This is a genomic window from Enterococcus sp. DIV0294, assembly GCF_050558155.1.
Classification (GTDB): domain Bacteria; phylum Bacillota; class Bacilli; order Lactobacillales; family Enterococcaceae; genus Enterococcus; species Enterococcus faecalis.
Map to the genome: position 1 here is coordinate 1,651,667 of NZ_CP187889.1, position 21,574 is coordinate 1,673,240.

At 35.9% G+C, this 21,574-nt stretch carries 23 protein-coding genes; 6 read left to right on the plus strand and 17 right to left on the minus strand.

The window, feature by feature from the left end; genetic code table 11:
- Positions 1-7: 7 nt before the first annotated feature.
- The 8 genes from IGJ20_RS08150 to IGJ20_RS08185 form a co-directional block, all read right to left on the minus strand.
- Positions 8-1,504 (minus strand): C47 family peptidase, encoded by a 1,497-nt coding sequence (locus tag IGJ20_RS08150; RefSeq protein ID WP_002371964.1) that lies wholly within the window; start codon positions 1,502-1,504, stop codon positions 8-10.
- A 17-nt stretch (positions 1,505-1,521) separates the two neighbouring features.
- Positions 1,522-2,160, minus strand: a complete 639-nt coding sequence (locus IGJ20_RS08155; protein WP_002371966.1) for a C47 family peptidase — start codon at positions 2,158-2,160, stop codon at positions 1,522-1,524.
- Positions 2,161-2,811: 651 nt separating this feature from the next.
- Positions 2,812-3,504 (minus strand): hypothetical protein, encoded by a 693-nt coding sequence (locus IGJ20_RS08160; protein ID WP_002391270.1) that lies wholly within the window; start codon positions 3,502-3,504, stop codon positions 2,812-2,814.
- Positions 3,505-3,610: 106 nt separating this feature from the next.
- Entirely contained in the window at positions 3,611-3,778 is a 168-nt protein-coding gene (locus tag IGJ20_RS08165; protein ID WP_016622362.1) for a hypothetical protein, read from the minus strand.
- Between the two features lie 837 nt (positions 3,779-4,615).
- Positions 4,616-4,963 carry a 50S ribosomal protein L19 gene (gene rplS, locus IGJ20_RS08170; RefSeq protein WP_002357176.1) on the minus strand — a complete coding sequence of 116 codons (348 nt, stop codon included), beginning with the start codon at positions 4,961-4,963 and terminating at the stop codon, positions 4,616-4,618.
- 143 nt (positions 4,964-5,106) lie between these two features.
- Complete coding sequence (trmD, locus tag IGJ20_RS08175; protein WP_002381776.1) at positions 5,107-5,847, minus strand: tRNA (guanosine(37)-N1)-methyltransferase TrmD; 741 nt, start codon at positions 5,845-5,847, stop codon at positions 5,107-5,109.
- Complete coding sequence (gene rimM / locus IGJ20_RS08180) at positions 5,837-6,361, minus strand: ribosome maturation factor RimM (RefSeq protein WP_002362017.1); 525 nt, start codon at positions 6,359-6,361, stop codon at positions 5,837-5,839. The genes trmD and rimM overlap by 11 nt, the downstream gene beginning before the upstream one ends.
- Before the next feature lie 107 nt (positions 6,362-6,468).
- Positions 6,469-7,830, minus strand: coding sequence for an Nramp family divalent metal transporter (locus IGJ20_RS08185; protein WP_002369213.1), 1,362 nt, complete (start codon positions 7,828-7,830; stop codon positions 6,469-6,471).
- Between the two features lie 196 nt (positions 7,831-8,026).
- On the opposite strand from IGJ20_RS08185, the gene IGJ20_RS08190 reads away from it, so the two are divergent.
- From IGJ20_RS08190 to IGJ20_RS08200, 3 genes are all read left to right on the plus strand, one after another.
- Positions 8,027-8,401, plus strand: coding sequence for a VOC family protein (locus IGJ20_RS08190; protein WP_002419919.1), 375 nt, complete (start codon positions 8,027-8,029; stop codon positions 8,399-8,401).
- Positions 8,402-8,622: 221 nt separating this feature from the next.
- Positions 8,623-9,231, plus strand: a complete 609-nt coding sequence (locus IGJ20_RS08195; protein ID WP_002383106.1) for a TVP38/TMEM64 family protein — start codon at positions 8,623-8,625, stop codon at positions 9,229-9,231.
- Positions 9,232-9,331: 100 nt separating this feature from the next.
- On the plus strand, positions 9,332-11,134 hold the full coding sequence (locus tag IGJ20_RS08200) for a glycerophosphoryl diester phosphodiesterase membrane domain-containing protein (protein ID WP_002364138.1): 1,803 nt from the start codon (positions 9,332-9,334) through the stop codon (positions 11,132-11,134).
- 44 nt (positions 11,135-11,178) lie between these two features.
- On the opposite strand, the gene IGJ20_RS08205 is transcribed toward IGJ20_RS08200, so the two are convergent.
- From IGJ20_RS08205 to IGJ20_RS08225, 5 genes are all read right to left on the minus strand, one after another.
- On the minus strand, positions 11,179-11,865 hold the full coding sequence (locus tag IGJ20_RS08205; RefSeq protein ID WP_002360066.1) for a Bax inhibitor-1/YccA family protein: 687 nt from the start codon (positions 11,863-11,865) through the stop codon (positions 11,179-11,181).
- The gene (locus IGJ20_RS08210) at positions 11,858-12,343 is read right to left on the minus strand and encodes a MaoC/PaaZ C-terminal domain-containing protein (RefSeq protein WP_002357164.1); all 486 of its coding nucleotides are present in this window, start codon (positions 12,341-12,343) and stop codon (positions 11,858-11,860) included. Before IGJ20_RS08210 ends, IGJ20_RS08205 begins: the two co-directional genes overlap by 8 nt.
- Positions 12,344-12,541: 198 nt before the next feature.
- Positions 12,542-13,879, minus strand: a complete 1,338-nt coding sequence (gene murC / locus IGJ20_RS08215; protein WP_002357163.1) for a UDP-N-acetylmuramate--L-alanine ligase — start codon at positions 13,877-13,879, stop codon at positions 12,542-12,544.
- Between the two features lie 154 nt (positions 13,880-14,033).
- Positions 14,034-14,987, minus strand: coding sequence for a hypothetical protein (locus IGJ20_RS08220; protein ID WP_202522568.1), 954 nt, complete (start codon positions 14,985-14,987; stop codon positions 14,034-14,036).
- Between the two features lie 117 nt (positions 14,988-15,104).
- On the minus strand, positions 15,105-16,064 hold the full coding sequence (locus IGJ20_RS08225) for an aromatic acid exporter family protein (protein WP_002360063.1): 960 nt from the start codon (positions 16,062-16,064) through the stop codon (positions 15,105-15,107).
- A 102-nt stretch (positions 16,065-16,166) separates the two neighbouring features.
- Here IGJ20_RS08225 and IGJ20_RS08230 point away from each other — a divergent pair, with 102 nt between their 5' ends.
- Complete coding sequence (locus IGJ20_RS08230) at positions 16,167-16,778, plus strand: FUSC family protein (protein WP_002374566.1); 612 nt, start codon at positions 16,167-16,169, stop codon at positions 16,776-16,778.
- 40 nt (positions 16,779-16,818) lie between these two features.
- Here the strand turns inward: IGJ20_RS08230 and IGJ20_RS08235 are convergent, their stop codons facing one another.
- Both IGJ20_RS08235 and yidD read right to left on the minus strand, forming a co-directional pair.
- Positions 16,819-17,700, minus strand: a complete 882-nt coding sequence (locus IGJ20_RS08235) for an ROK family protein (protein ID WP_002360061.1) — start codon at positions 17,698-17,700, stop codon at positions 16,819-16,821.
- A 2-nt stretch (positions 17,701-17,702) separates the two neighbouring features.
- Entirely contained in the window at positions 17,703-18,005 is a 303-nt protein-coding gene (gene yidD, locus IGJ20_RS08240) for a membrane protein insertion efficiency factor YidD (RefSeq protein ID WP_002357157.1), read from the minus strand.
- Positions 18,006-18,182: 177 nt separating this feature from the next.
- On the opposite strand from yidD, the gene IGJ20_RS08245 reads away from it, so the two are divergent.
- Positions 18,183-18,335 carry an SPJ_0845 family protein gene (locus tag IGJ20_RS08245; RefSeq protein WP_002357156.1) on the plus strand — a complete coding sequence of 51 codons (153 nt, stop codon included), beginning with the start codon at positions 18,183-18,185 and terminating at the stop codon, positions 18,333-18,335.
- Positions 18,336-18,351: 16 nt separating this feature from the next.
- Here IGJ20_RS08245 and yihA read toward each other — a convergent pair whose 3' ends face one another.
- Both yihA and clpX read right to left on the minus strand, forming a co-directional pair.
- A complete protein-coding gene (yihA, locus tag IGJ20_RS08250) occupies positions 18,352-18,933 on the minus strand; it encodes a ribosome biogenesis GTP-binding protein YihA/YsxC (RefSeq protein ID WP_002357155.1) in 582 nt (193 codons plus the stop codon).
- A 97-nt stretch (positions 18,934-19,030) separates the two neighbouring features.
- The gene (gene clpX / locus IGJ20_RS08255) at positions 19,031-20,284 is read right to left on the minus strand and encodes an ATP-dependent Clp protease ATP-binding subunit ClpX (RefSeq protein ID WP_002357154.1); all 1,254 of its coding nucleotides are present in this window, start codon (positions 20,282-20,284) and stop codon (positions 19,031-19,033) included.
- A 191-nt stretch (positions 20,285-20,475) separates the two neighbouring features.
- On the opposite strand from clpX, the gene IGJ20_RS08260 reads away from it, so the two are divergent.
- Complete coding sequence (locus tag IGJ20_RS08260; protein ID WP_002366856.1) at positions 20,476-21,504, plus strand: lactonase family protein; 1,029 nt, start codon at positions 20,476-20,478, stop codon at positions 21,502-21,504.
- The last annotated feature ends 70 nt before the right edge of the window (positions 21,505-21,574 follow it).

The window sequence follows — 21,574 nt, forward strand, 5'->3', positions numbered from 1 at the left end:
TGCATGACTACCGAATGTCTTGTTCTAATACCCATTTGTTAATTCCTGAAAGAAAATAGGCTAATTTTGAATTAGAGCGTCTAAAAGGTTTCACTTTTAGAGCGGTATATTGTTTATTTCTTACATTAGTTGGAATTGCTTCTCCAGTTTGATATTGACTAGCTTTTGATAATAAAGTTACTTTTTTATTAAGCAGTGGCGTAGGAAACTCTTTTACATCCTGCTCTAATACCCACTTATTTATCCCCTCTAAATAATAAGCTACCTTAGAACTCGATTGTGAAATGCTTTTTACATCCTTGATAATGTACTCTTTATTTCTTAAATCAGTAGGAATTTTTTCTCCAGTTTGATAGTAAGTAGCTCTTGATAATAAAGTAGCAATTTTACCTTTCATTGCATAATTTATTGGTTCTTTTCTAAAATTAATACCAGAATACTTCCATGAATAAACATTATCATTTAATTTCCAGTTACTCATATCTTTTTGATTAGTTAACATCACTTTTTGCCACCAAGGATTCCAAAAGTAGTAATAAGAATCTAACGTATTATTTTTGGCTATAATATAACCGATGACAGTAACTCCATGTGATTTTGCAGGATTATAATTCTGAGTAACGTTGTCTAAATGAACATACACTGGAGCCTTTTTATCAATTTGTGTTTGAACTTCCGCTGGTGTCAATCGACTATTTTTTATATCCAAAGTATAACCATATTCCTTTTGCATAGTTTGAACGGTATGTGCAAAAGGTTTACTTGTAATATACTTCCCATCTACTAATTCTGCTTCTGAGGCAGTACGAAAAGCTTTTTTGATGAGCGTTTTTGCATTGGTTATGGCTTTCCCTTCAATCGAATTAATCATTGTAGATAACGTATAAAATGCACACCATGGTTCTAATCCTTGCGTTTCTGTAATCATCCAATTAGGGATAATATTTCGATTATACTCTGGAACCGTATCATCAGGTACAGAACGTTTCTTTCTATTAAAGTTGTCTACCGATTGCTTAATATCAACTGCTTGTTCACGAGTTGGTTCTTCTGCAGACAGAAGTTGGTGGCTCTCGCTATCAAGGTTCAAAGAAAAGCTGGTACCTTCTGCTGTAGGTGTTAGTCTATTTAACAGCTCAACAAACTGACTAGAAATCGTTAGCGATGGCGTATTGTTCATTAAAGAAACTTCTAATAAATCATGAATAAGCCCAGATTCTTTATCGATAATAGGAAAATAGGCTGTTTGAGTATCTGTTTCATTAGTTAAAGTAAATGGCTGCCCCAAATAAAAATCATCTGTACTTAAAGGTTCTGTATTTTCCACTACAGACAAGTTCTCAAAATAAAATTGCCAATCTTGCTGTGCATACATCCTCAATTCTGAAGGTACTTCTTTTGTTTGAATGAACAGTGGAGTATTATCACCATCCATTGCTGAAGCATTAATTCCAAACAAAAGGCTTGTTAAAAACAAGCCTATCCCTAAAATGTATTTTTTCACGGTCCTTTCAACCTCTCTTACTTAAGAATAATCATACCTATAAAGGTATAATCTTTTTGCGGTGTATTATTCACTGAAAAATCCGTAACAGTTAACTTATTTTTATTCGTCAACGTAGTCAGGCTAGAAGGATAGATATAGTTCGACATCCAGATACTTGTACTCATAAATGGTTCTTTAATATTTTCACCATCTGGAGCAACGTATACGTATCCATGCGCTACAGCTAATAAATAAGGTTCCATCCAATCGGTTTTGTTTGGTTTATAACATAGTAATACTGGATGATCTTTATCAAGCTCACTCTTCACTTGGTTGAAATTAAGTTCATTCTTCGTTGCATCAAGCCATTCCATATTTACCCCAATAGAAGTGGCATAGCGAATGCAATCTTTAATAGACACAGAAGCATTATTAAATTCTTTGTCTGTCTTTTTTGGATATACAAATTTTAGTATCGTTTTTGCTGTAATATCTTTTCTATTTGTTTTAAAGTTCAACACTTTAGCAAAAGAATGCTCTATTCCTTGTAAATCATAATGTTGATCATTCGTTTCGAAATTAGCCAAACTCTTCATTTCAGGAGCAGCGTTTACCACATAACCTGATCCCACAAAAAGGATTACTAGTAAAATGGTAGAGATAACTTTCTTCATTTAATTCACCTAACAATTCATTTTAAATTTTGAAATACCAACATAAGAAAGTACAACTAGTAAAAATCCAGCCAACACAACTAAAATAGAGGACATATTTATACGCCAATTTCCACTAATGTTATAAGAATTCAGCAGCCCATAGGTTCCTAGTACGACACTTACTAAACCTAATAGAAAAATTATCCCAAAAAAAGTGTACACTAACATTCTTAATTTTCTTGAAGAACTACTTGTTTCTCTTGTTTTAAATAAAGTGTATATAATCAAAAACGCAAGAATAATAGAAATTAGTTGAACCATCAATATGTCTCCTTCTTACTAATTAAGTCTAGTATCATACATCTTCATGGAAAATATTTTTTTTATCCATATAACCTTTGTAAGAGATTGCAAATAAAAATATGGATATCAAGATAATTTTAAAATTTTTAAACTCGTCAAAAACAAAGTAAGCATAAAGAAAAGATATACCACCTAAAAAAATACAAGCAATAGAAATATTAAACGAAAATTTAACAAATAAGTAGAATTTATTCTTTATTTTTTCATTCAAAATCCCTATAGTAGCGATAAAAACTGAGACTATAAAGATTATTAGGATTAACCCTATTACAAGGTACATCTTTTTCAATCCTTTCGTAAACTCTATTAAGTTAATTCAATGTAGCCATTATTGGGTATTTTGTCAATAGAATCTAATAATTTTGCAGCCTGCTTTCCAGGACTTAGAATCGCACTAATAATTAATCCAACTGCTTTATCTTGTAAATAGTTTTTCGCGCCTTTTATTCCTAGCTTCTCGCTTTCTTTAATAATTACTGGAATCATTTCTTTCTTTACAAATTTCTTTGCACCTTCTTGACCCAATGCTTTAACCATTGCAGACACTGACCCAAAACCTCCGATAATTAATACAACATTAAGCGCAGTATCTAAAACTGTTCCTAAGACGTCAACAGAAATCAAACCATGTCCAGCATTTCTAGGTTGTATTATAAAACCTTGCATAGCGTTTGATAGATATTGTTTATATTGCTCTCTAGACATCCCATTTGTACTTCCATTTTGTAAAGCAATATCATATTGTAGATCTAAAACTTTGTTATATAATTCTAATTGAACAGGAGTCATATTTTCTTTATTGAATTCGGTTTCAAATAGAGAAACTCCTTTGTATTGATTGGCTAGCGCCTCCATCCGTTGCTCTAACTCTTTTGTTGTAGAATTTACTTGTACATAGTTACTCTCTTCATTTGCGTATACTGTAGCCCCTGTTGTTAATATCGGTGATAATCCTAATAACATTGCAACCCCAGTAGTAATACATATTCTCTTTTTCAATATTATACCTCCTATTAGTAGTTTTCTTCTACTAAAAAAGTATATATTCATCAACTATTTACCGTCACTCAAATTCCTTAAATACACTATATTTCTCCCTATATCGTTAATAATCTGGGAACTTTCCTTTTTTTTTGCATTCACTTGTATCTTCTTGAATCATCTTATTCTTTATAATTGAATCAATAGCTGTTTTTCTCGGAAAGCCACACAAGACTTCTTCTAACGCAAGTTCCATTTTCGCTTTTTTTGATTCTTTCTTTTTTACTTTCATGGTACAGTTTCTTTAATTGATTTTTTTCGATTCTATGTCAAGAATTCGAACAAAAAAAACGTGAAACGGAACCATTCTTTTTCAAAACTAAATCTTTCGCTTTTAATGAAGCAGTTTGTGAACGTATTTGTTCTTTCTCGATAAATGAACGTGCGATGTCAATAAGCTCTTCATCTGAATGGTGATTCCATTGATAATGTTGATTTTCTTTCCTATCAATTTTTCTTAATAAGTTATTCCAAGAGCCATATCTTTGAATAATAAACCAGACACTGGGAACTTCTTTGGGAAACTCGTTTAATTTTTCTTGATATTGACTACATGTTTTTATGCTATTTTCTTCGATAAATTGACTAATTTTAAGAAGTAATTAAAGCTCGTTCATATTTTCCAGAATGCCCCTTCTATCTACTTTTTCATAATGTACCTCTAAATAACTATTTGGAACAGTGTGACACAATCCCTTTTTCGTAAAAGGTAATTGTTTTGGTATTTTCTCAAAAGCCCGCTCTTTTTTGCAAGCCTTGGCTCAAAACTGCAAAATTCGGTCAACATTTTGATATTTTTCGGATGACTTCTGCCGTCAATTTTTCTCTGCTATTTGACACTCTTTTGACCACCTTAATCATCAAATTGAGAAAAGCTAGGACAATTTGAGGAAATTTTTGAATCATTGTCCAAAATTTTGATCTTGAGAAAAGCAAAAAGTCCTTGTTAGACAAGGACTTTTCACACTTATGCGACTTCAAAAAAAGTCAATGTTGATTTTCTACTTAATTACACACAAAAACACCCTCTTGCTGAGCAAGAGGGTGTTCGTTTGTCGAATAGTAAAGATTAACGACGGATTTCTTTGATACGAGCTGCTTTTCCGTGTAATGCGCGTAAGTAGTAAAGTTTTGCACGACGTACTTTACCGTAGCGAACCACTTCAATTTGAGCAACACGTGGTGTGTGTAATGGGAATGTACGTTCCACACCAACACCATTTGAAACTTTACGTACTGTGTAAGTTTCGCTGATTCCAGCACCACGGCGTTTAATTACAACACCTTCGAATAACTGGATACGTTCACGAGTACCTTCGACTACTTTCGCATGAACGCGAACAGTGTCACCAGGGCGGAACGCAGGAATATCCGTACGTAATTGTTCTTGTGTTAATTCTTGAATTAATGGATTCATTTTATCCTTCTCCTTATTCCCAAATATTCTTATGGTCACTTCTGCCACAGCGGAATATTGTAATAGTTAGAGCGCATTGCACTCACCAAATTAGTTTACCACAGACAAAATAAGCTGTAAAGAGAATTTTCTTGAAAGTTCCCTTATTTTTGCTCTTCTTGTTTAATTTCCTCTAATAACTTCAACATTTCAGGCGTCATTTCTACTGATTCCAACATGTCAGGTCGACGTAAAAAGGTCCGTCGTAATGATTCTTTTAGTTGCCATTCTGCAATTAATTTATGGTTACCATTCGTTAGCACGGCAGGGACTTCCATATCGTTGAAAATAGCAGGTCTGGTATATTGTGGATGCTCTAATAGGCCAGTGGAATGTGAATCCGTTTGTGCAGAAAGATTGTTACCTAAGACATCAGGTAATAAACGGACTGTCGCATCAATCATGACCATTGCGCCTAATTCGCCCCCTGTTAAAACGTAATCCCCCAATGAAACTTCATCTGTAACCATCGTGCGAATTCGCTCATCATAGCCTTCATAATGTCCACAAATAAAAACTAAATGTTCTTCTTGTGAAAATTCCTCGGCCATTTTTTGATTAAACGGTTTTCCTGCTGGATCTAATAAGATGACCCGTTTTGGTTGCTGGTTTGTCTCTTCTTCAATTGCTTTTAGGTTATCATAGATCGGTTGTACTTTTAAAAGCATCCCCGCGCCACCGCCATACGGATAATCATCGACCGTTTGGTGTTTGTTATCTGAAAAATCGCGAAAATTAGAGACATTCAATTCTAATAACTGCTTTTCCCGAGCTTTCCCAATAATTGATTCCCCCATTGGTCCTTCAAACATTCTAGGAAAAAGAGTTAATACATCAATTCTCATCGTCAATCAATCCTTCTGGAATGTCCACATCAATCCGTTGATTTTCGACATCGACTTTTGTAACAACGCCTTCAATATACGGTAAAAGTAAATCTTTTTTCTTTGGTCGTTGGACGACCCACACATCATTCGCACCAGGAGATAAAATTTCTTTAATTTTTCCCAGTTCACTACCGGTTTCATCATAAACAGTGGCACCAATGATTTGGTGATAATAAAATTCGTCCTCTGCCAATTCAGCGAGATTGTCTTTTTCAACTTTTAAAATACCGTCACGATATTTTTCAACATCGTTGATATTTGGATGTCCTTCAAAGCTTAAAATGTCAAAATTCTTATGCTTGCGGTGGGACTTCACGACCAATTCAATTGGTGCTTTTTTCTCTTGAAATAGCAGTAACGTTGCCCCTTTTTGATAACGTTCTTCTGGAAAATCCGTTTTCGAAATGACCCGAACTTCCCCTTTGATTCCTTGTGTGTTCACAATTTTTCCTACATTTAAATAATCTGTCACGTGAAAGCCTCTCTTCCTTGTATTTCATCTTTCCTATTCTACCATTTCTTACGCGCAAATTCTATGAAAAAACAAAGGCCAACTTTTCCAGTCAGCCTTTGTTTTTATTAATTCGTTAAACCAGTTAATGTGCCATAAATTAAAAATAAATTCAATAACGTCAAGGCAATAGCAATAATCCAAGCTAAAAATTTCACCCACGCTGGATTCGCAAATTGGCCCATTAATTTTTTATCACTTGTATACATCGTTAAAGGAATAATCGACACTGGCAAAGCAATACTTAGGAAAACTTGCGTATAAAGCAACAAGTCTTCAACAGCCGTTTCGCTACCGCCATAAATAATGACACAGATAATGACTGGCACAATTGCTAACAAACGAGTTAACACTCGTCGTGCCCACAACGGCATTTTTAAATGGATAAAGCCTTCCATTACAATTTGTCCTGACAGCGTACCTGTAATCGTTGAATTTTGACCCGAAGCCAGTAAAGCAATTGCAAAAAGAATACTTAACACTGGGCTAGCAATATTACCAACAATATCTGGATTTTTCAGAGCATCAAATAAATCAACAAATTTACCTAATTCACTGTTGGTTCCATAAAATAATGCTCCTCCTAAAATTAACAACAAACAATTTACGACAAAAGCGACAGTTAATTGAATATTTGAATCCCAAGTAGTGAAACGAATTGCTTTGGCTTTCTCAACATCATCGTTACGATCAAATTTCCGTGCTTGCGCAATGGAAGAATGCAAATATAAGTTATGGGGCATGACTGTCGCTCCAACGATCCCCAAGGCTAAAAATAACATGGATTTATCTGTCGCTATTTTTGTGTCTGGAATAAAACCTCGTAATACTTCACCAACATTTGGATCTGCTAATGCCACTTCATAAGCAAAAACAAAAAAGATGACTGCAATTAAACAAGAAACAATTGCTTCGATTTTGCGAAAGCCTAACTTTGTCAGTAGCAAAAGTAATAAAACATCAAACGTTGTTATCAACACACCAATTAATAATGGAAAACCAAATAATAATTGCAAAGCAACGGCACCACCAATTACCTCAGCGATATCTGTTGCCATTATGGCTAACTCCGTCACCACCCACAAGGCAACGCCCGTTCGTTTACTTGTATGCTCTCTAGTCGCTTGGGCTAAATCCATTCCTGTCACGATTCCTAAGCGTGCAGCCATACTTTGTAGTAACATGGCAACTAAACTAGAAAGTAAAATCACACTAAGTAACGTGTACTTATATTCCGCTCCGCCAGCAATTGACGTAATCCAATTTCCTGGATCCATATAACCAACAGCCACTAAAGCGCCAGGTCCGCTATAGGCTAACAAAGTTCGCCAAAAGCTAGCATTTTTAGGTACCTCAACGGTATTATTTATCTCTTCTAAACTAGGTCCATTTGCATAATTAAGCATTTTTTCCGTTTTCTTTTCTTTCATCCAACATCCCTCAATCTATCTTGTTCACACATTTCACTTTTAGGTACACCTAAAACTAGTTAACATAATTATAGTCTTCTTATTCTTCGTTGTAAACTGTTACATTCTAATTTTTTAAGTACTTTCGCTATAAATCGTTTGGTTTTTACCAAAAAATCCCTTACACTTATTTTATCATAGATCGGAGGTTATGAGGATGAAGTTAGATATGGTCGGTATTATCGTCAACGATATGACACAAGCACTCTCTTTTTACCAAACGCTAGGTTTTAACGTGCTGGGAGAAGCTTCGCCTGATTACACAGAATTACAAAACAATGGCGTCAGGATTTCTTTAAATTCACTACAAATGATTACTGGTGTCTATGGGTTTGCGCCTAGCCAGCAAGGCGATAAAATTGAACTTGCTTTTCTTTGTGAAACGGCCGCAGAAGTTGATAGCACCGTGAAAAAAATGAGCCAAGCTGGTTACATTGTTTTTAAAGAACCTTGGAATGCACCTTGGGGCCAACGATACGCAATCATTAAAGACGTGGATGCAAATTTAATTTCACTCTTTGCCCCTCTATAATATTCCTAAAAGATGCGCCACTTTCGTTTTTTTAACTCTCTTTCGAAAGATCAGTGCAGAATGGGTCTTAAGTAGGATGTCTTTTCTGTCTCTTTTTTTGTATAATAAACTTATCAAATGATGTGTATCTTACAACTTTGTTCGTTTGCAGAAAGAACAAACGATGTTTTTTATTGATAAAAAGTTATATACTAAAAGTACGATGAGTATAACTAAAGGAGATGAGAAATGTGAGTGTTACCCTATCTAGAAAAATTGTTAATATTATTTCCATTTTGGGCATTGTTGCAACCATAATTGCAACCATCTATTTTATCCGATTAGGTGTCTTCAAGGACATCAATGCACTAAGAGGACTAGTAGGGCAATCTGTCATTCTCGGTCCGATTATTTTCATGTTAATTCAGATTATTCAAGTGGTTATTCCGATTATTCCTGGTGGTGTTAGCTGTGCTGCAGGGGTCTTGATTTTCGGGCCAACAATGGGCTTCGTCTATAATTACGTTGGTATTGCACTTGGCTCTATTATCATTTTCTTATTAGGTCGTAATTATGGGAAACCATTCATTATGAGCCTTGTCAGTGATAAAACATATAACAAGTATATCGGTTGGTTAGACAATGAAAAACGTTTTGAACGATTGTTTGCTTTAGCAATTTTCTTCCCGATTGCACCGGATGATGCGCTTTGTTTAATGGCCGGTTTAACAAAAATGTCTGTGAAAAAATTTACTCTGATTATTCTATTAGCAAAACCTGCTTCTATCTATTTATATAGTCTTGCGTTAATTTATGGCGGTACATTTTTAACTAGCTTACTGGGAATGTAAAATAAATAAAAAAGCGAACGGACTAAATCAAAACTCTGCCTGTGTCAGTTTGATTTAGTCCTTTTATTATGGAATTTTGGTAGAAACTGGGGGACTTTTGATGTTTAGTTATTTTAAAAATAGTATTGTGAATACGCTAGATTTTCTTAAAGGGACAACGGCGTATTTTCGCGATGTGCTCTTGATGCACGGATTTATGTTATTCGTTCTATTGCCTTTATTGACAAGTTTGTCCAAATTGGTACTCAAAGAAGGTGGGATTGATTATATTTCCTACGATAATTTAGGGGCAATTGCTACGCAACATCCCTATGTCCTTTTGACTTTTCTACTAATTGGGCTGTTAATTTTACTGGCGCTCTTTTTTGAATTTACCTTTTTATTGCTTAGTGTTTATTTTATTAAGAAAAAGCAACCAATTACTCTAACGCAATTATTGCACGGCACCTTGCTTCAGATCAAAAAAGTTCGAGGAATTACCTTTCTGTTTTTCCTGGCATATTTCTTTTTGATTTTACCATTAAGTGGGTTAACCTTCCGCTCTTATTTATTAACAAGGGTTAAGATTCCAGCCTTTATCTTAGATTTTATTTTTGCAAATCGCGTCATTATTATTATTGGTTTCGTACTGTTAGAGCTGATTATCTTATATTTAGCGATTCGACTTGCTTTTGCCCTTCCAGAGTTGATTTTACGTGATGTTGGTTTTCGTGAGTCTTTAAAACGTAGTTGGCAAATTACAAAGCGGCGCTTTTTCCAGATTTTAGGGCAATTTATTATCATTGGTGGAACTGTTTTAGGGATTTTTACGGCTGGCTATTTCTTGATATTTTTAGGTCAGACCGCCGTTGAAACGTTTAAACCTGAGTGGTCTTTACCTAGCGCTGTCATCGCTATGACACTCCTTCAGGTTATGATGCTCTTAAACTTGGTGTTGTCTAGTGTTGCTATTTTTTACATTATTGTTGATGATATGGAAGATGAAGGGATTTTGCCTGACACGCCAGAATGGTTCACCCCGAAATCAGAGGTTCGGGTAGAATGGACCACCTTCAGAGTCGTTCTTTTTTGTTTGATTGCAATCATCTTCGGAATTGGTGTAGGCACCTATAATACGAATTACCTAAGTCATACACCTGACCGAAAACCAGTTACCATCTCCCATCGTGGTGTTAATGGTAACAATGGCGTTCAAAACACCTTGGACTCTCTGATCGAGACCAATAAGGCAAAACCTGATTATGTTGAAATGGATATTCAAGAAACCAAAGACCATCAATTTATTGTCATGCACGATTTTAATTTACGGGCGTTAACGGGCGTTAACAAACGACCAAATCAATTAACACTTAAAGAATTAACGAACATGAATGTCACAGAAAATGGTCAAACTGCTAAAATGGTTTCTTTCGATGATTATTTAGCCAAAGCCAATCAATTAAAACAACGTTTATTAATTGAAATCAAAACCACGCCTCAGGATAGCCCTGATTTAGTACAGCGCTTTGTCAAACAATACCGTGAAAATATTTTAGAAAATGGCCATATCCTTCATACCTTAACCTATGATACAGCGATGGCCTTAAAGAAAGAAGAACCACGCTTTTATGTAGGCTACGTTATTCCTTTCAACATTGTGGGACCGCCTAAAATGCCAGTTGACTTTTTTACTATGGAATACAGTACAATGAATCGTAACTTTGTAAATGCCGCTCATCATGATGGGAAAAAGGTTTATGCTTGGACAGCAAATGATGAAGATGTTATGACACGAATGATTTTTTATGGCGTCGATGGCATCATTACCGATCAGCTCAGTCTACTGAACGAAACAATGAAAACCGATTTAGAAAACCCAACATACTCCGATAAACTGTTGAATTTCGCTATTGGAATGGGTTAAAAAAGAGCCAATCTGCTCAGCAGATTGGCTCTTTTACGTTCATGTTAGTTGTTTTTACCAAAAATTCTTAAGAAAGCTAAGAATAAGTTGATGAAGTCAAGGTATAATTGTAATGCGAAGAAAACGGCCATCCCAGTACCTGCTTGATCACCTGTTTGCGCATAGACTTGGCGTATACGTTGGTTATCATAAGCAGTAATCCCTGAGAAAATTAGGACCATTAAAATGGAAATAAAGAATTCTACAGCATTACTGTGTAAAAGGAACATATTTAGCAACATCGCAATGATAATTCCGATTAAGGCACTATAAGCGGCATGACCAACTGCTGATAGGTCTTTCTTCGTAAAGACACCTACTAATGACATCGCGCCAAAGGTAGCTGCTGCACTTAAAAATGCGCCGGCCACTGTTCCACCAGTATACATTAATAACGTCACGGATAAAGTGACACCATTTAATAATGCATACGCAACAAATCCTGCAATCGCAATGGTTGGATTCTTCTGTGCTTTTGCGCCTAGATATAAAACTAAGCCAATTTCAACAAGCCAAATCATCCAAAAAGCTAAACTTGATTTGAATAAAGTAGCTAGAACAGGTAAAAAGACAGTCGTCATTGCATAAGCCATGATTGCGCTAATACCAATTCCTAACGCTAAAAATCCGTAAATTTTGGCATAAAATTTATTCAAACCTGTGCCAGTTTGGATATACTCTTGATTATTCATAAGTTAAAGTCCCTTCTTTCTCTGTTAGTTCATCAATCGTCACTTGGGGTGGTTGAACCATCACCACTGCATCTAACACGCGATTTTCTTGCTCATTAACAGCCTCAACTGAAATGGTAATCACATCTTTCATTTTGTCGACTTTGATTACTTCTAATTGGAAAGTCAATGTTTCGTAATGAAAAACGGGTTCCACAAAGTTCACAGAGAAATTCACAACATGTGAACCTGGTCCTGGTAAATGTTTTGAAATCGCACTAGTGATAATTCCCATCAGCATAATTGATGGTACGATTGGTTTTTCATATTCTGTTTTTTGGGCATAATCATGTTGGATATATAAAGGATTCGCATCATTGGTCAAGCCCAAGTAAAGTAATAAGTCCTTGTCTTCAATTGACTCTGTCAAGGACAACGAATCTCCCTCTTCGATATCTTCGATGGTTTTGCCTAATTTTCTCGGTTTTCCGATATTCAAATTAGTACACCTCCGTTATTGATAAGATAATTGTACCAAAATGTACTTAAAAGGCAAGTTAAAAAGTAGTCTTTAAAGGATGTTTAAACAAAACCAACTTATCTACCATGCTAGCATTCTAAAAAAAAACAACGGAACAGGAGCAGCTTCTTATTTTTTGAAGCCAGATACCCCTGTCCCGATTTTATTTATGTTCTCTTATAAAACGTTTCTAGTTGTGTTACTTAGTAATGTTTCGTAGGCTTGTTCAAATTTCTGAACGTCGCCAGCGCCCATAAAGACAACCACTGCATTTTCAAAATCTAGTAAAGGCGACACATTATCTTCGGTAATTACTTGTCCACCTTTTTGAATTTTTTCACCTAAATCTTCAATGCGTACCTCGCCTTGTGTTTCACGCGCAGAGCCAAAAATATTACATAAGAATACTTCATCTGCCAAATCCAGTGCTTCAGCAAATTCATCCATTAAGGCAATTGTTCGTGTAAATGTATGTGGCTGGAAGACAGCAATAATTTCTTTGTCAGGATATTTTTGACGAGCGCCATCAATCGTTGCTTTAATTTCAGCTGGATGGTGCGCATAATCATCAACAATAATCATGTCACTGACTTTTTTCTCGCTAAAACGACGTTTCACACCTTTAAAACTTAGCATTTCTTCTGCGACTTTTTGCATATCAAGTTTTTCAAAATAAGCCACAGCAATCACACCTAGCGCATTCATGATATTGTGATGGCCAAATGCTGGTAAGACAAAATGACCTACAAAATCATCCTTGTGATAAACATCAAAAGATGAGCCTTCCGTTGTTCGTTGAATATTTCGTGCTTGGATATCATCCTCTTCACTGACGCCATAATAATAAACTGGCACTTCTGATTCTAACTGGCGAAGATACTTATCATCACCATAAGCAAAAATTCCTTTTTTGACTTGATGAGCCATTGTTTGGAACGCTGAAAAAACGTCCTCAATGCTCTTGTAGTAATCTGGATGATCAAAATCGATATTCGTCATAATCGCATAATCTGGTGAATAGGCCAAGAAATGACGGCGATATTCACACGCTTCAAATGCAAAGAAATCAGCATCTGGTTCGCCGTGGCCAGTGCCATCCCCTATTAAATAACTAGTTGGATTGATACCACTTAATACATGTGCTAGCAAACCAGTCGTACTTGTTTTCCCATGTGACCCTGTTACAGCAATGCTTGTGTACGGTTCGATAAAACGAGCAATGAAATCGTGGTAACGAATTACTTCTGCGCCTAATTCGATGGCGCGGGCGATTTCCTCATGGGTATCTGGAAAAGCATTTCCAGCAATAACAATCATGTCTTTATCAATATTATCTGCATTAAATGGTAAAATAGGGACACCTGATTTTTCAAGATCCCGTTGTGTAAAGAAATACTCTTCTACATCTGATCCTTGAACGTTGTAGCCTTTTTGGTGTAAGACCAACGCTAATGAACTCATGCCAGAACCTTTAATTCCGACAAAATGGTATAATTTGTTCTCTTGATTTCCCATTATAATCCTCTTCTCTGTCACTATATAAAACATACCTTTTTTAAAAAATTTTCAATCATACGAGATTCATTATCGTATAAAACAAAAAAATAATCAACTATTAAAACAGAATAAAAAACTTACATGTTTCAAATCCACATGCAAGTTTCATCTCTTAACTAAAATATTTACTGTTTTCTAATGCAGAACTTGAATCTTCTAGCATCCCACTTAATGGTTTATCCAAGATGCCCTTTTTCTTCTCTTCTGTCACAGGTGCTTCCGGCTCCATTTGAGCATTCGCTTTAGCTAATTTTTTCCCATAAGCAGTTTGACTTTTAGCATTTTTCTTTGCGGCATTCAAACGGGAACGCGAACGTAAATCCAACGCATCTTCGCCAAAACGTTCTAAGTCTGGTTTGATTTGTTGATATTGTCGTCTAGTTAAAGGAATCTCAGGTTCTGAAGTTGGAATATTAAACTTCCGCACCGTTGGATCTTCTTCCGTATCTTTCACTTGAAAAGCCGTTGGTTCATCATCAAGAATGACATATGAACGCCGATCTTTTTTCATTGCTTTTAGCAACTCTTCTTCAGTAAAACTAGGTTCCTGTTCCTCAGGAATCACAGAAGCCGGGATATATTTAGGAACAAAATAAGAAGGTGTCGTTTTCTGCACTAATGGTGATGCGGCAGGTCTACTTGGTTTCGCTACGACTTCTTTTTTTTTATACGTTTGTGTCCAGCCATTTCCTTTTGGCGTCCCAAAAAGGCTATTATTTTTTTTCGTTGCTTGTTTATTTTTCGTTGCTTTACTAGCATGTTTTGTGTAGTCTGGCAAATTAGAACGATGACGTGCTAATTGCTCTTGTTGTGCTGCCGTTAATTGTTGTGTTTGTTTATTTGTAGTTGATTGATTCGTTGTTGGTTGTTGGACGGATGGTGTGCTTTGTCTAGTATCTTCGGCAGATGTTGCAGTTCTTCTGCTACCAGACATTGCTTTACCAATCAGATCATCTTGAAATAAGTTACGTTCATTATCTGTTGGTAATTTTACGCCCTGTTCATCATCATATGCTGGAAAACGGAAATGTTTTCTCTTCACTTGAGCATTATCCATTGCGGTCATTCCTTTTATTTTTCTTTCTCATTAGTTTAACACATTCTCAATGAATACTAAAGAACTTGCCTGAATTTTTAAGAGAACAAAAAAAGAAACCTCCGTTTAAAAAGGTTTCTTTTTTGTTTATTTATCTAGTTGTAATTTGGCAAAGTCCGCTTTGACTTGAATGAATGACTGAAACAATTGTAAAAACTGAAAGAGTCGCGCCCGATTTTCAAATTCACTTCTTGTTTGCGGCAATGGTTTTGTGCGATAGGTTTCATAAACGGTCTTAATTCGATTCATAATTTCTTGTCCATCATTATTCTCTGCAAATGTTTCTGCCGTATATTCCAATAATTGTTGAATATAGCGAACTTGTTGCGCATCAACAGTAATATCTTCTAATAATTCCAGCATGTTTTTTAGAATATTACTTTGCATTTTTCTCATCGCAAAGTACTCTAAATAGTACGTATTGGTAGACAGCAATTGATTCTCGGCATGATTTTTGGCCCACGTCTCGCCTGTGCGAATAAAGGTTTTTAAATCTGCACAATGCATGACCAAATTTCGCTCTCCTGCAGCGTTGTTTAAATGTAACGCCATTTCCCTTAAAATTTTACGAAACATTGTTTCAATGACTTCTTGGTCTTCTCTTAAACGTTTTTCTGTATCAGGCATATAAGAATTAGCTAATAACGCTAGTCCCACACCAATACTCATTAATAAAAACTCATTTCCAATAATCGCCCAAGAAAGATTTTTTTCGACTAAATAATGAGTTACCAAAACGGAACTCACAACAATCCCATCAGATAATTGAAAATACACAGCTGCTGGAATAAATAATAACAAAAAAATACCAAAAGCAATCGCTGTAAAACCTAAAAAAGTAAAACAAATATACGCTAAAATAGTTGCTAAAGCTAAGGATAACAAACGATAAATTCCTGTCATGACAGATGTTTTTTTCGTGCTAGTAACACTTAAAACTGAAATAATCCCTGCCGAAGGGGCATAAAGTAATCCCAGTTTTTCCGCAATAATCATTGCTAATGCAGCGCTAATGGCTGTCTTGACTGTTCGTAAACCAATTTTCATGCATACTCCCCTTAAAAAATAATAATTCTTCACTTTTCTCTAGTAATTTTACCTCTATTTCGGTTATCATTAAAGAGAAAAGTTATTTAGGAGCGAATATTTATGATAGTGGGTCGATTTCGTTTAGGCATGCGAACGTTAAAAACAGCAATTGCTGTCATGCTGTGTATTCTTTTATTTCAATTTTTCCATCGTGGCTCACCTATGATTGCCTGTTTAGCAGCTGTTTTTTCGCTAAGACAAGATTTAAATACCAGTTTGTCTTTTGGAAAATCGCGCATTATTGGAAACACATTGGGTGGCTTTTTAGCTTTGCTTTATGTATTAGCACAAGATTATTTTCCTAATCAACACTTAGTAGAATTACTGCTACTACCACTTTTAGTCATTATCGTCATCGTTGTTTCTGATGGGATTAATAACAATGCTGGAATCATTTCTGCAACTGCGACACTTTTAATGATTTCTTTAAGTATTCCGCAAAGCGATTCCTTTCAATATGCAATGGAACGTGTGTTGGATACATTCATTGGGACCTTTATAGCGATTGGTTTAAACGTCTTTTTACAACCTAAGCCAGCAGAAGAAGCCCATGAAATTTCTGAAGATTTAGCTGAATTAGAAAAGAAAGAAAAAGAACTAGAAACTTTACGCCAACAAGTTCAAGCGCGGATTGCTGCAGAAGAAAATACTGACGACAAGGCAAATAAATAAAGAAACAGCCGATTGAAGAGAACAACAATCGGCTGTTTCTTTATAGTTCCCAATTCGTTTTTGCTTGAAAGTTGGCGGCTGCGCCAATCAAGTTGGCATCATTTTGATAATGGCAGGTCACGATTTCTGGAACAAAATCTTTTAATTCAAAGGTCTGTAAATGCGTTAGCATCCGGCGATTAATCTCTGCTAATAAGCCTTCTTTAGCAGAAACACCGCCTCCAAGTACAATCATTTCAGGATCATAAGAAAACTGTAAGCCGAATAATCCTTGTGTTAAATAATCATAAAAATTATTGACTTCTTCGCGAGCAATCTCATCCCCTCGTTGTGCCAGTTCAAAAACTTCTTCTCCTGTCACCGCCTGTTTTTCGACTCCAATTCGTTCACAATAGCGCTGAGCCATTTTGACAGCTGTGCCAATTTCACTGAATGTTTGGCCATTACTTAAAAAGTTCAGTCCAAACTCGCCTCCATATAAATGAGCGCCTTTGTACAATTCGCCATTGCGAAAAATCGCTCCGCCAATTCCTGTCCCAATAACGACAAAAAGCACTTCTTTTTTCCCTTTCGCCGCGCCTTCATATATCTCAGCTAAACCAGCACAATTCGCATCATTTTCGATAGTCACTGGTAAGCCAAACAACGCTTCTAATTCTTCATAAATGTTAAAATGATGAATATATGGAATGGCGGAAATCCCTAAAATCTGTTGACTTTTTTCGTCAACTACTCCAGGTGAACTAAAAGCAACACCACTAATCGACTCATTTCTTTTGTCTGCATAAACCGAATATAAATGCGCTTTCATTTCTTCCCAAGAGCCAGGTGTTGGAAAGCTCCCTTGATTTGTTAATTCTTTGCCTGTCCAAACGCCGTATTTCACGGAAGAACCGCCAAGATCAAATGCTAAAATTGCCATATTTATCCATCCTTTTCTACTTCTGTTTTCTTATTTCTTCGATACGTATACGGTCCATGATAGGTCTCATCAGGATTTTTCGTCAAGCGAAATTTCAACGGAACATAGTCAATGCCGCCTTTAACAAAAGGATGACATCGTAAAATCCGTGCTACCCCCATCGTTGTTCCTTTGACACTTCCATGTGTATGAATTGCATCAATCATATATTGTGAACACGTTGGGTAATAGCGACAACGTGCAGGCAATCCTGGAGAAATAAATCGTTGATAAAAACGAACACCGCCGATTAACGGATTTTTCATAAAGTGCCTTCTTTCTAACTAATTCTTACTAAAGAATAGCTTGTTTTTTCATGTTTGGCAAGTCTTAGTTACGAGAAATTACACCAGGTGCACCTATGACGAATTCTTACATTTCTGTTGCTATCCAAATGAAAAAAAACGTGCTACACTATAAAAAAAGGAATGGAGGCTTAGTAAATGGGATTAAAATTTGAACGTTCCAATGACTTAGATAAACTCTTCGATTCTTTCGCCGTTGATCCATTAAAGAAAGAAGTACCTCTTGAAGAACTGGCAAAACAACGACAAGAAGTAAAAAAAGAAGAAGCAAAAAAACAAGCAAAAGAGTAATTTTGCTTGTTTTTTTCTATAGAAATTTTTCAATTGCTGTCCAAGCTGCTTCTTTTCCTTCTTTTGTTTCAGAAGAGAAAATAATAAAGTCATCTTGTTTATCAAAATTCAAGGCTTTTTTGATGACACTCTCGTGTTTGTTCCATTTGCCCCGCGGAATTTTGTCTGCCTTAGTTGCCACAATAATAACTGGCAAATCATAGTATTTCAAAAATTCATACATTTGGATATCATCTTGGGTCGGCGGATGACGTAAATCAATTAAAGAAACGACTGCACGTAACTGCTCACGTTGCGTGATATACGTTTCAATCATTTTTCCCCACTTCGCACGTTCTGTTTTAGAAACTTTGGCATAACCATAGCCAGGAACATCCACAAAGTGTAAGGCATCCTCAATTAAATAAAAGTTTAGCGTTTGCGTTTTACCAGGTTTACCTGAAGTTCTTGCTAAATTTTTACGATTAATCAAGGTATTAATAAAAGATGATTTCCCAACGTTCGAACGTCCAGCTAAAGCAATCTCCGGTAACTGAGATTCAGGATATTGTTTAGGGGATACCGCACTAATCACGATTTCTGCATTATGTACGTTCATTGTTTTCCTCCGTTCTTCTGTTCAGTCTTTCATTCAAAAGCTTAACAAAAACAGCTCTTTCGGAGATCCGCCGAAAGAGCTGTTTTCAGCTTCAATCTTATACAGCTTCTTTATCTTTTTTGTTATAAATAATTGTTGGTTTACCGGTACCTTCAGCGGCCATTTTAGTAATGATAACTTTTTCAATGCTTTCATCTGAAGGAACATCAAACATTACGTCCATCATAATTTCTTCAATGATTGAACGAAGTCCGCGTGCGCCAGTATTACGTTCAATGGCTTTGGCTGCGATGGCTTTTAATGCTTCTGGTTCAAATTCTAATTTAGTGTCATCAAGAGACAATAATTTTTGATATTGTTTCACCAAGGCATTCTTCGGTTCTGTTAAAATTCGAACCAAGTCATCATTCGTTAATTTATCAAGCGCAGCCATTACAGGTAAGCGTCCAATAAATTCTGGAATTAAACCAAATTTCAATAAATCTTCTGGAATAATATGTTGCATGATGCTTTCTTCTTCATTTAAAGCAGAATTAGTTTTACCAAAACCAATAGTTTTTTCGCCTAAGCGGTTTTTAACAATGGTTTCAATCCCATCAAATGCTCCACCAACGATGAAGAGAACATTCGTTGTGTCAATTTGGATAAATTCTTGATGTGGATGTTTGCGGCCCCCTTGTGGTGGTACACTTGCAACTGTTCCTTCAAGAATTTTTAGTAAGGCTTGTTGAACACCCTCACCTGAAACATCTCGAGTAATCGAAACATTTTCACTCTTACGGGCAATTTTATCAATCTCATCAATATAGATAATGCCCTTTTCCGCACGTTCAACATTATAGTCAGCAGATTGTAGTAATTTTAAAAGGATGTTTTCAACATCTTCCCCTACATAACCTGCTTCTGTTAAACTGGTCGCATCAGCGATTGCAAAAGGTACATTTAATGTTTTTGCTAACGTTTGAGCCAAGAAAGTTTTACCTGAACCTGTTGGTCCAATTAAACAAATGTTACTTTTTTGCAATTCAACGTCATCTTGAGTTGCAGCTGTTTCTGATTGATTCACACGTTTATAGTGATTGTAAACAGCAACAGAAAGTGTGCGTTTTGCACGTTCTTGTCCAATAACATATTCATTTAAAACATTTAAAATTTCTTGGGGTTTTGGCACATCCGTTAATTCTCGGACTGCTTCATCATAAAATTCTTCATCAATAATCTCTTTACATAGATCAATACATTCATTACAAATATAGACACCCGGACCAGCAACAATTTTTTTTACTTCTTCTTGTGTTTTCCCACAAAATGAACAACGAACGGTCCCGTTATTATCCGTATTGTCGTACATGTTCGTCACCCCTCTAAAAATCAAAAAATGACTGTCATCACAGTCTCTCATCATAATAGCACAAACCACTTTAAAATGCGAACATCTCAGATAGAAAGTTTTATTGTTCTTAGACTTCTTATGGTATACTACATTATATAAAAGCACTTTCATAAAAAGTGATTGTGTTGAAACAAATTGGAGGAATTGTGATGTTAGAACAAATTTTACTAGGTACCTATACTCGAAGAGCCAGCCAAGGCATTTATAAAATTGCATTAGATACGACACAAGGTCGTTTAACAGAAGCGACACTTTTGTTAGAAGAAACGAGTCCTACCTATCTTGCTCTGAGTCAAAAGGGCGAACTTTTTAGCGTCACTAGTGTTGACGGTGAAGGTGGCACTGCCGCTTATCAACCAGAAATGGACCATTTTAACTTATTGAATAAAGTAACTGAGGAAGGTGCGCCGCCATGTTATGTAGCTGTTGACGAAAACCGACAACTTGTCTATGCAGCAAATTATCACCAAGGTATCGTTCACGTGTATCGTATCTTAGAAGATGGTTCTTTGGAAGATGCTGACAAAGTGATTCATACAGAGCCAACTGGTCCTCATGAAAACCAAAACAATGCCCATGTTCATTACACAGATTTGACGCCTGATCAACGCTTAGTCGTCTGTGATCTAGGAACCGATCGTGTGTATACGTATAATGTTAGCTTAGATGGAAAGCTTTCTGAAATCGCTCAATTCGTGACTGAGCCAGGGACTGGTCCACGTCATTTAGTGTTCCACCCAACAAAATCATTGGCTTATTTATTTGGTGAATTAGATAGCACTGTTTCAGTTCTTTCATATGATGAAACAGATGGTTCTTTCACTGAATTACAAAAAGTTTCTACTTTACCTGCTGATTATGATGCGTTTAATGGTGGTGCTGCGATTCGTATTTCTTCTGATGGCCGTTTCCTTTATGCTTCAAACCGTGGCCATAACTCAATTGCTGTCTATGCTGTTTCAGAAAATGGCGAAGCGATTGAACGAATTCAATTAATTTCAACAGAAGGCGATATTCCGAGAGATTTTGATTTAGATCCTTCTGAAGATTTCGTTGTTGTCGCTAATCAAGACTCTGATAACTTAACACTTTATCGTCGGAACCAAGAAACTGGCTTATTAGAAATGATTCAAAAAGATGTTGCTGTTCCCGAATGTGTTTGTGTTTTATTTGTATAATTAAGTTGACTATTTCCTTGGAAAATAACAGGAGTCAGATGCTAAATAATTTTTGCATCTGACTCCTGTT

Coding starts and splice junctions, on each gene's coding strand:
- IGJ20_RS08155 (WP_002371966.1), bottom strand. CDS start 2,160: ATGAAGAAAGTTATCTCTACCATTTTACTAGTAATCCTTTTTGTGGGA.
- IGJ20_RS08165 (WP_016622362.1), bottom strand. CDS start 3,778: ATGAAAGTAAAAAAGAAAGAATCAAAAAAAGCGAAAATGGAACTTGCG.
- rplS (WP_002357176.1), bottom strand. CDS start 4,963: ATGAATCCATTAATTCAAGAATTAACACAAGAACAATTACGTACGGAT.
- trmD (WP_002381776.1), bottom strand. CDS start 5,847: ATGAGAATTGATGTATTAACTCTTTTTCCTAGAATGTTTGAAGGACCA.
- IGJ20_RS08185 (WP_002369213.1), bottom strand. CDS start 7,830: ATGAAAGAAAAGAAAACGGAAAAAATGCTTAATTATGCAAATGGACCT.
- IGJ20_RS08190 (WP_002419919.1), top strand. CDS start 8,027: ATGAAGTTAGATATGGTCGGTATTATCGTCAACGATATGACACAAGCA.
- IGJ20_RS08195 (WP_002383106.1), top strand. CDS start 8,623: ATGAGAAATGTGAGTGTTACCCTATCTAGAAAAATTGTTAATATTATT.
- IGJ20_RS08200 (WP_002364138.1), top strand. CDS start 9,332: ATGTTTAGTTATTTTAAAAATAGTATTGTGAATACGCTAGATTTTCTT.
- IGJ20_RS08205 (WP_002360066.1), bottom strand. CDS start 11,865: ATGAATAATCAAGAGTATATCCAAACTGGCACAGGTTTGAATAAATTT.
- murC (WP_002357163.1), bottom strand. CDS start 13,879: ATGGGAAATCAAGAGAACAAATTATACCATTTTGTCGGAATTAAAGGT.
- IGJ20_RS08220 (WP_202522568.1), bottom strand. CDS start 14,987: ATGACCGCAATGGATAATGCTCAAGTGAAGAGAAAACATTTCCGTTTT.
- IGJ20_RS08225 (WP_002360063.1), bottom strand. CDS start 16,064: ATGAAAATTGGTTTACGAACAGTCAAGACAGCCATTAGCGCTGCATTA.
- IGJ20_RS08230 (WP_002374566.1), top strand. CDS start 16,167: ATGATAGTGGGTCGATTTCGTTTAGGCATGCGAACGTTAAAAACAGCA.
- IGJ20_RS08235 (WP_002360061.1), bottom strand. CDS start 17,700: ATGGCAATTTTAGCATTTGATCTTGGCGGTTCTTCCGTGAAATACGGC.
- yidD (WP_002357157.1), bottom strand. CDS start 18,005: ATGAAAAATCCGTTAATCGGCGGTGTTCGTTTTTATCAACGATTTATT.
- IGJ20_RS08245 (WP_002357156.1), top strand. CDS start 18,183: ATGGGATTAAAATTTGAACGTTCCAATGACTTAGATAAACTCTTCGAT.
- yihA (WP_002357155.1), bottom strand. CDS start 18,933: ATGAACGTACATAATGCAGAAATCGTGATTAGTGCGGTATCCCCTAAA.
- clpX (WP_002357154.1), bottom strand. CDS start 20,284: ATGTACGACAATACGGATAATAACGGGACCGTTCGTTGTTCATTTTGT.
- IGJ20_RS08260 (WP_002366856.1), top strand. CDS start 20,476: ATGTTAGAACAAATTTTACTAGGTACCTATACTCGAAGAGCCAGCCAA.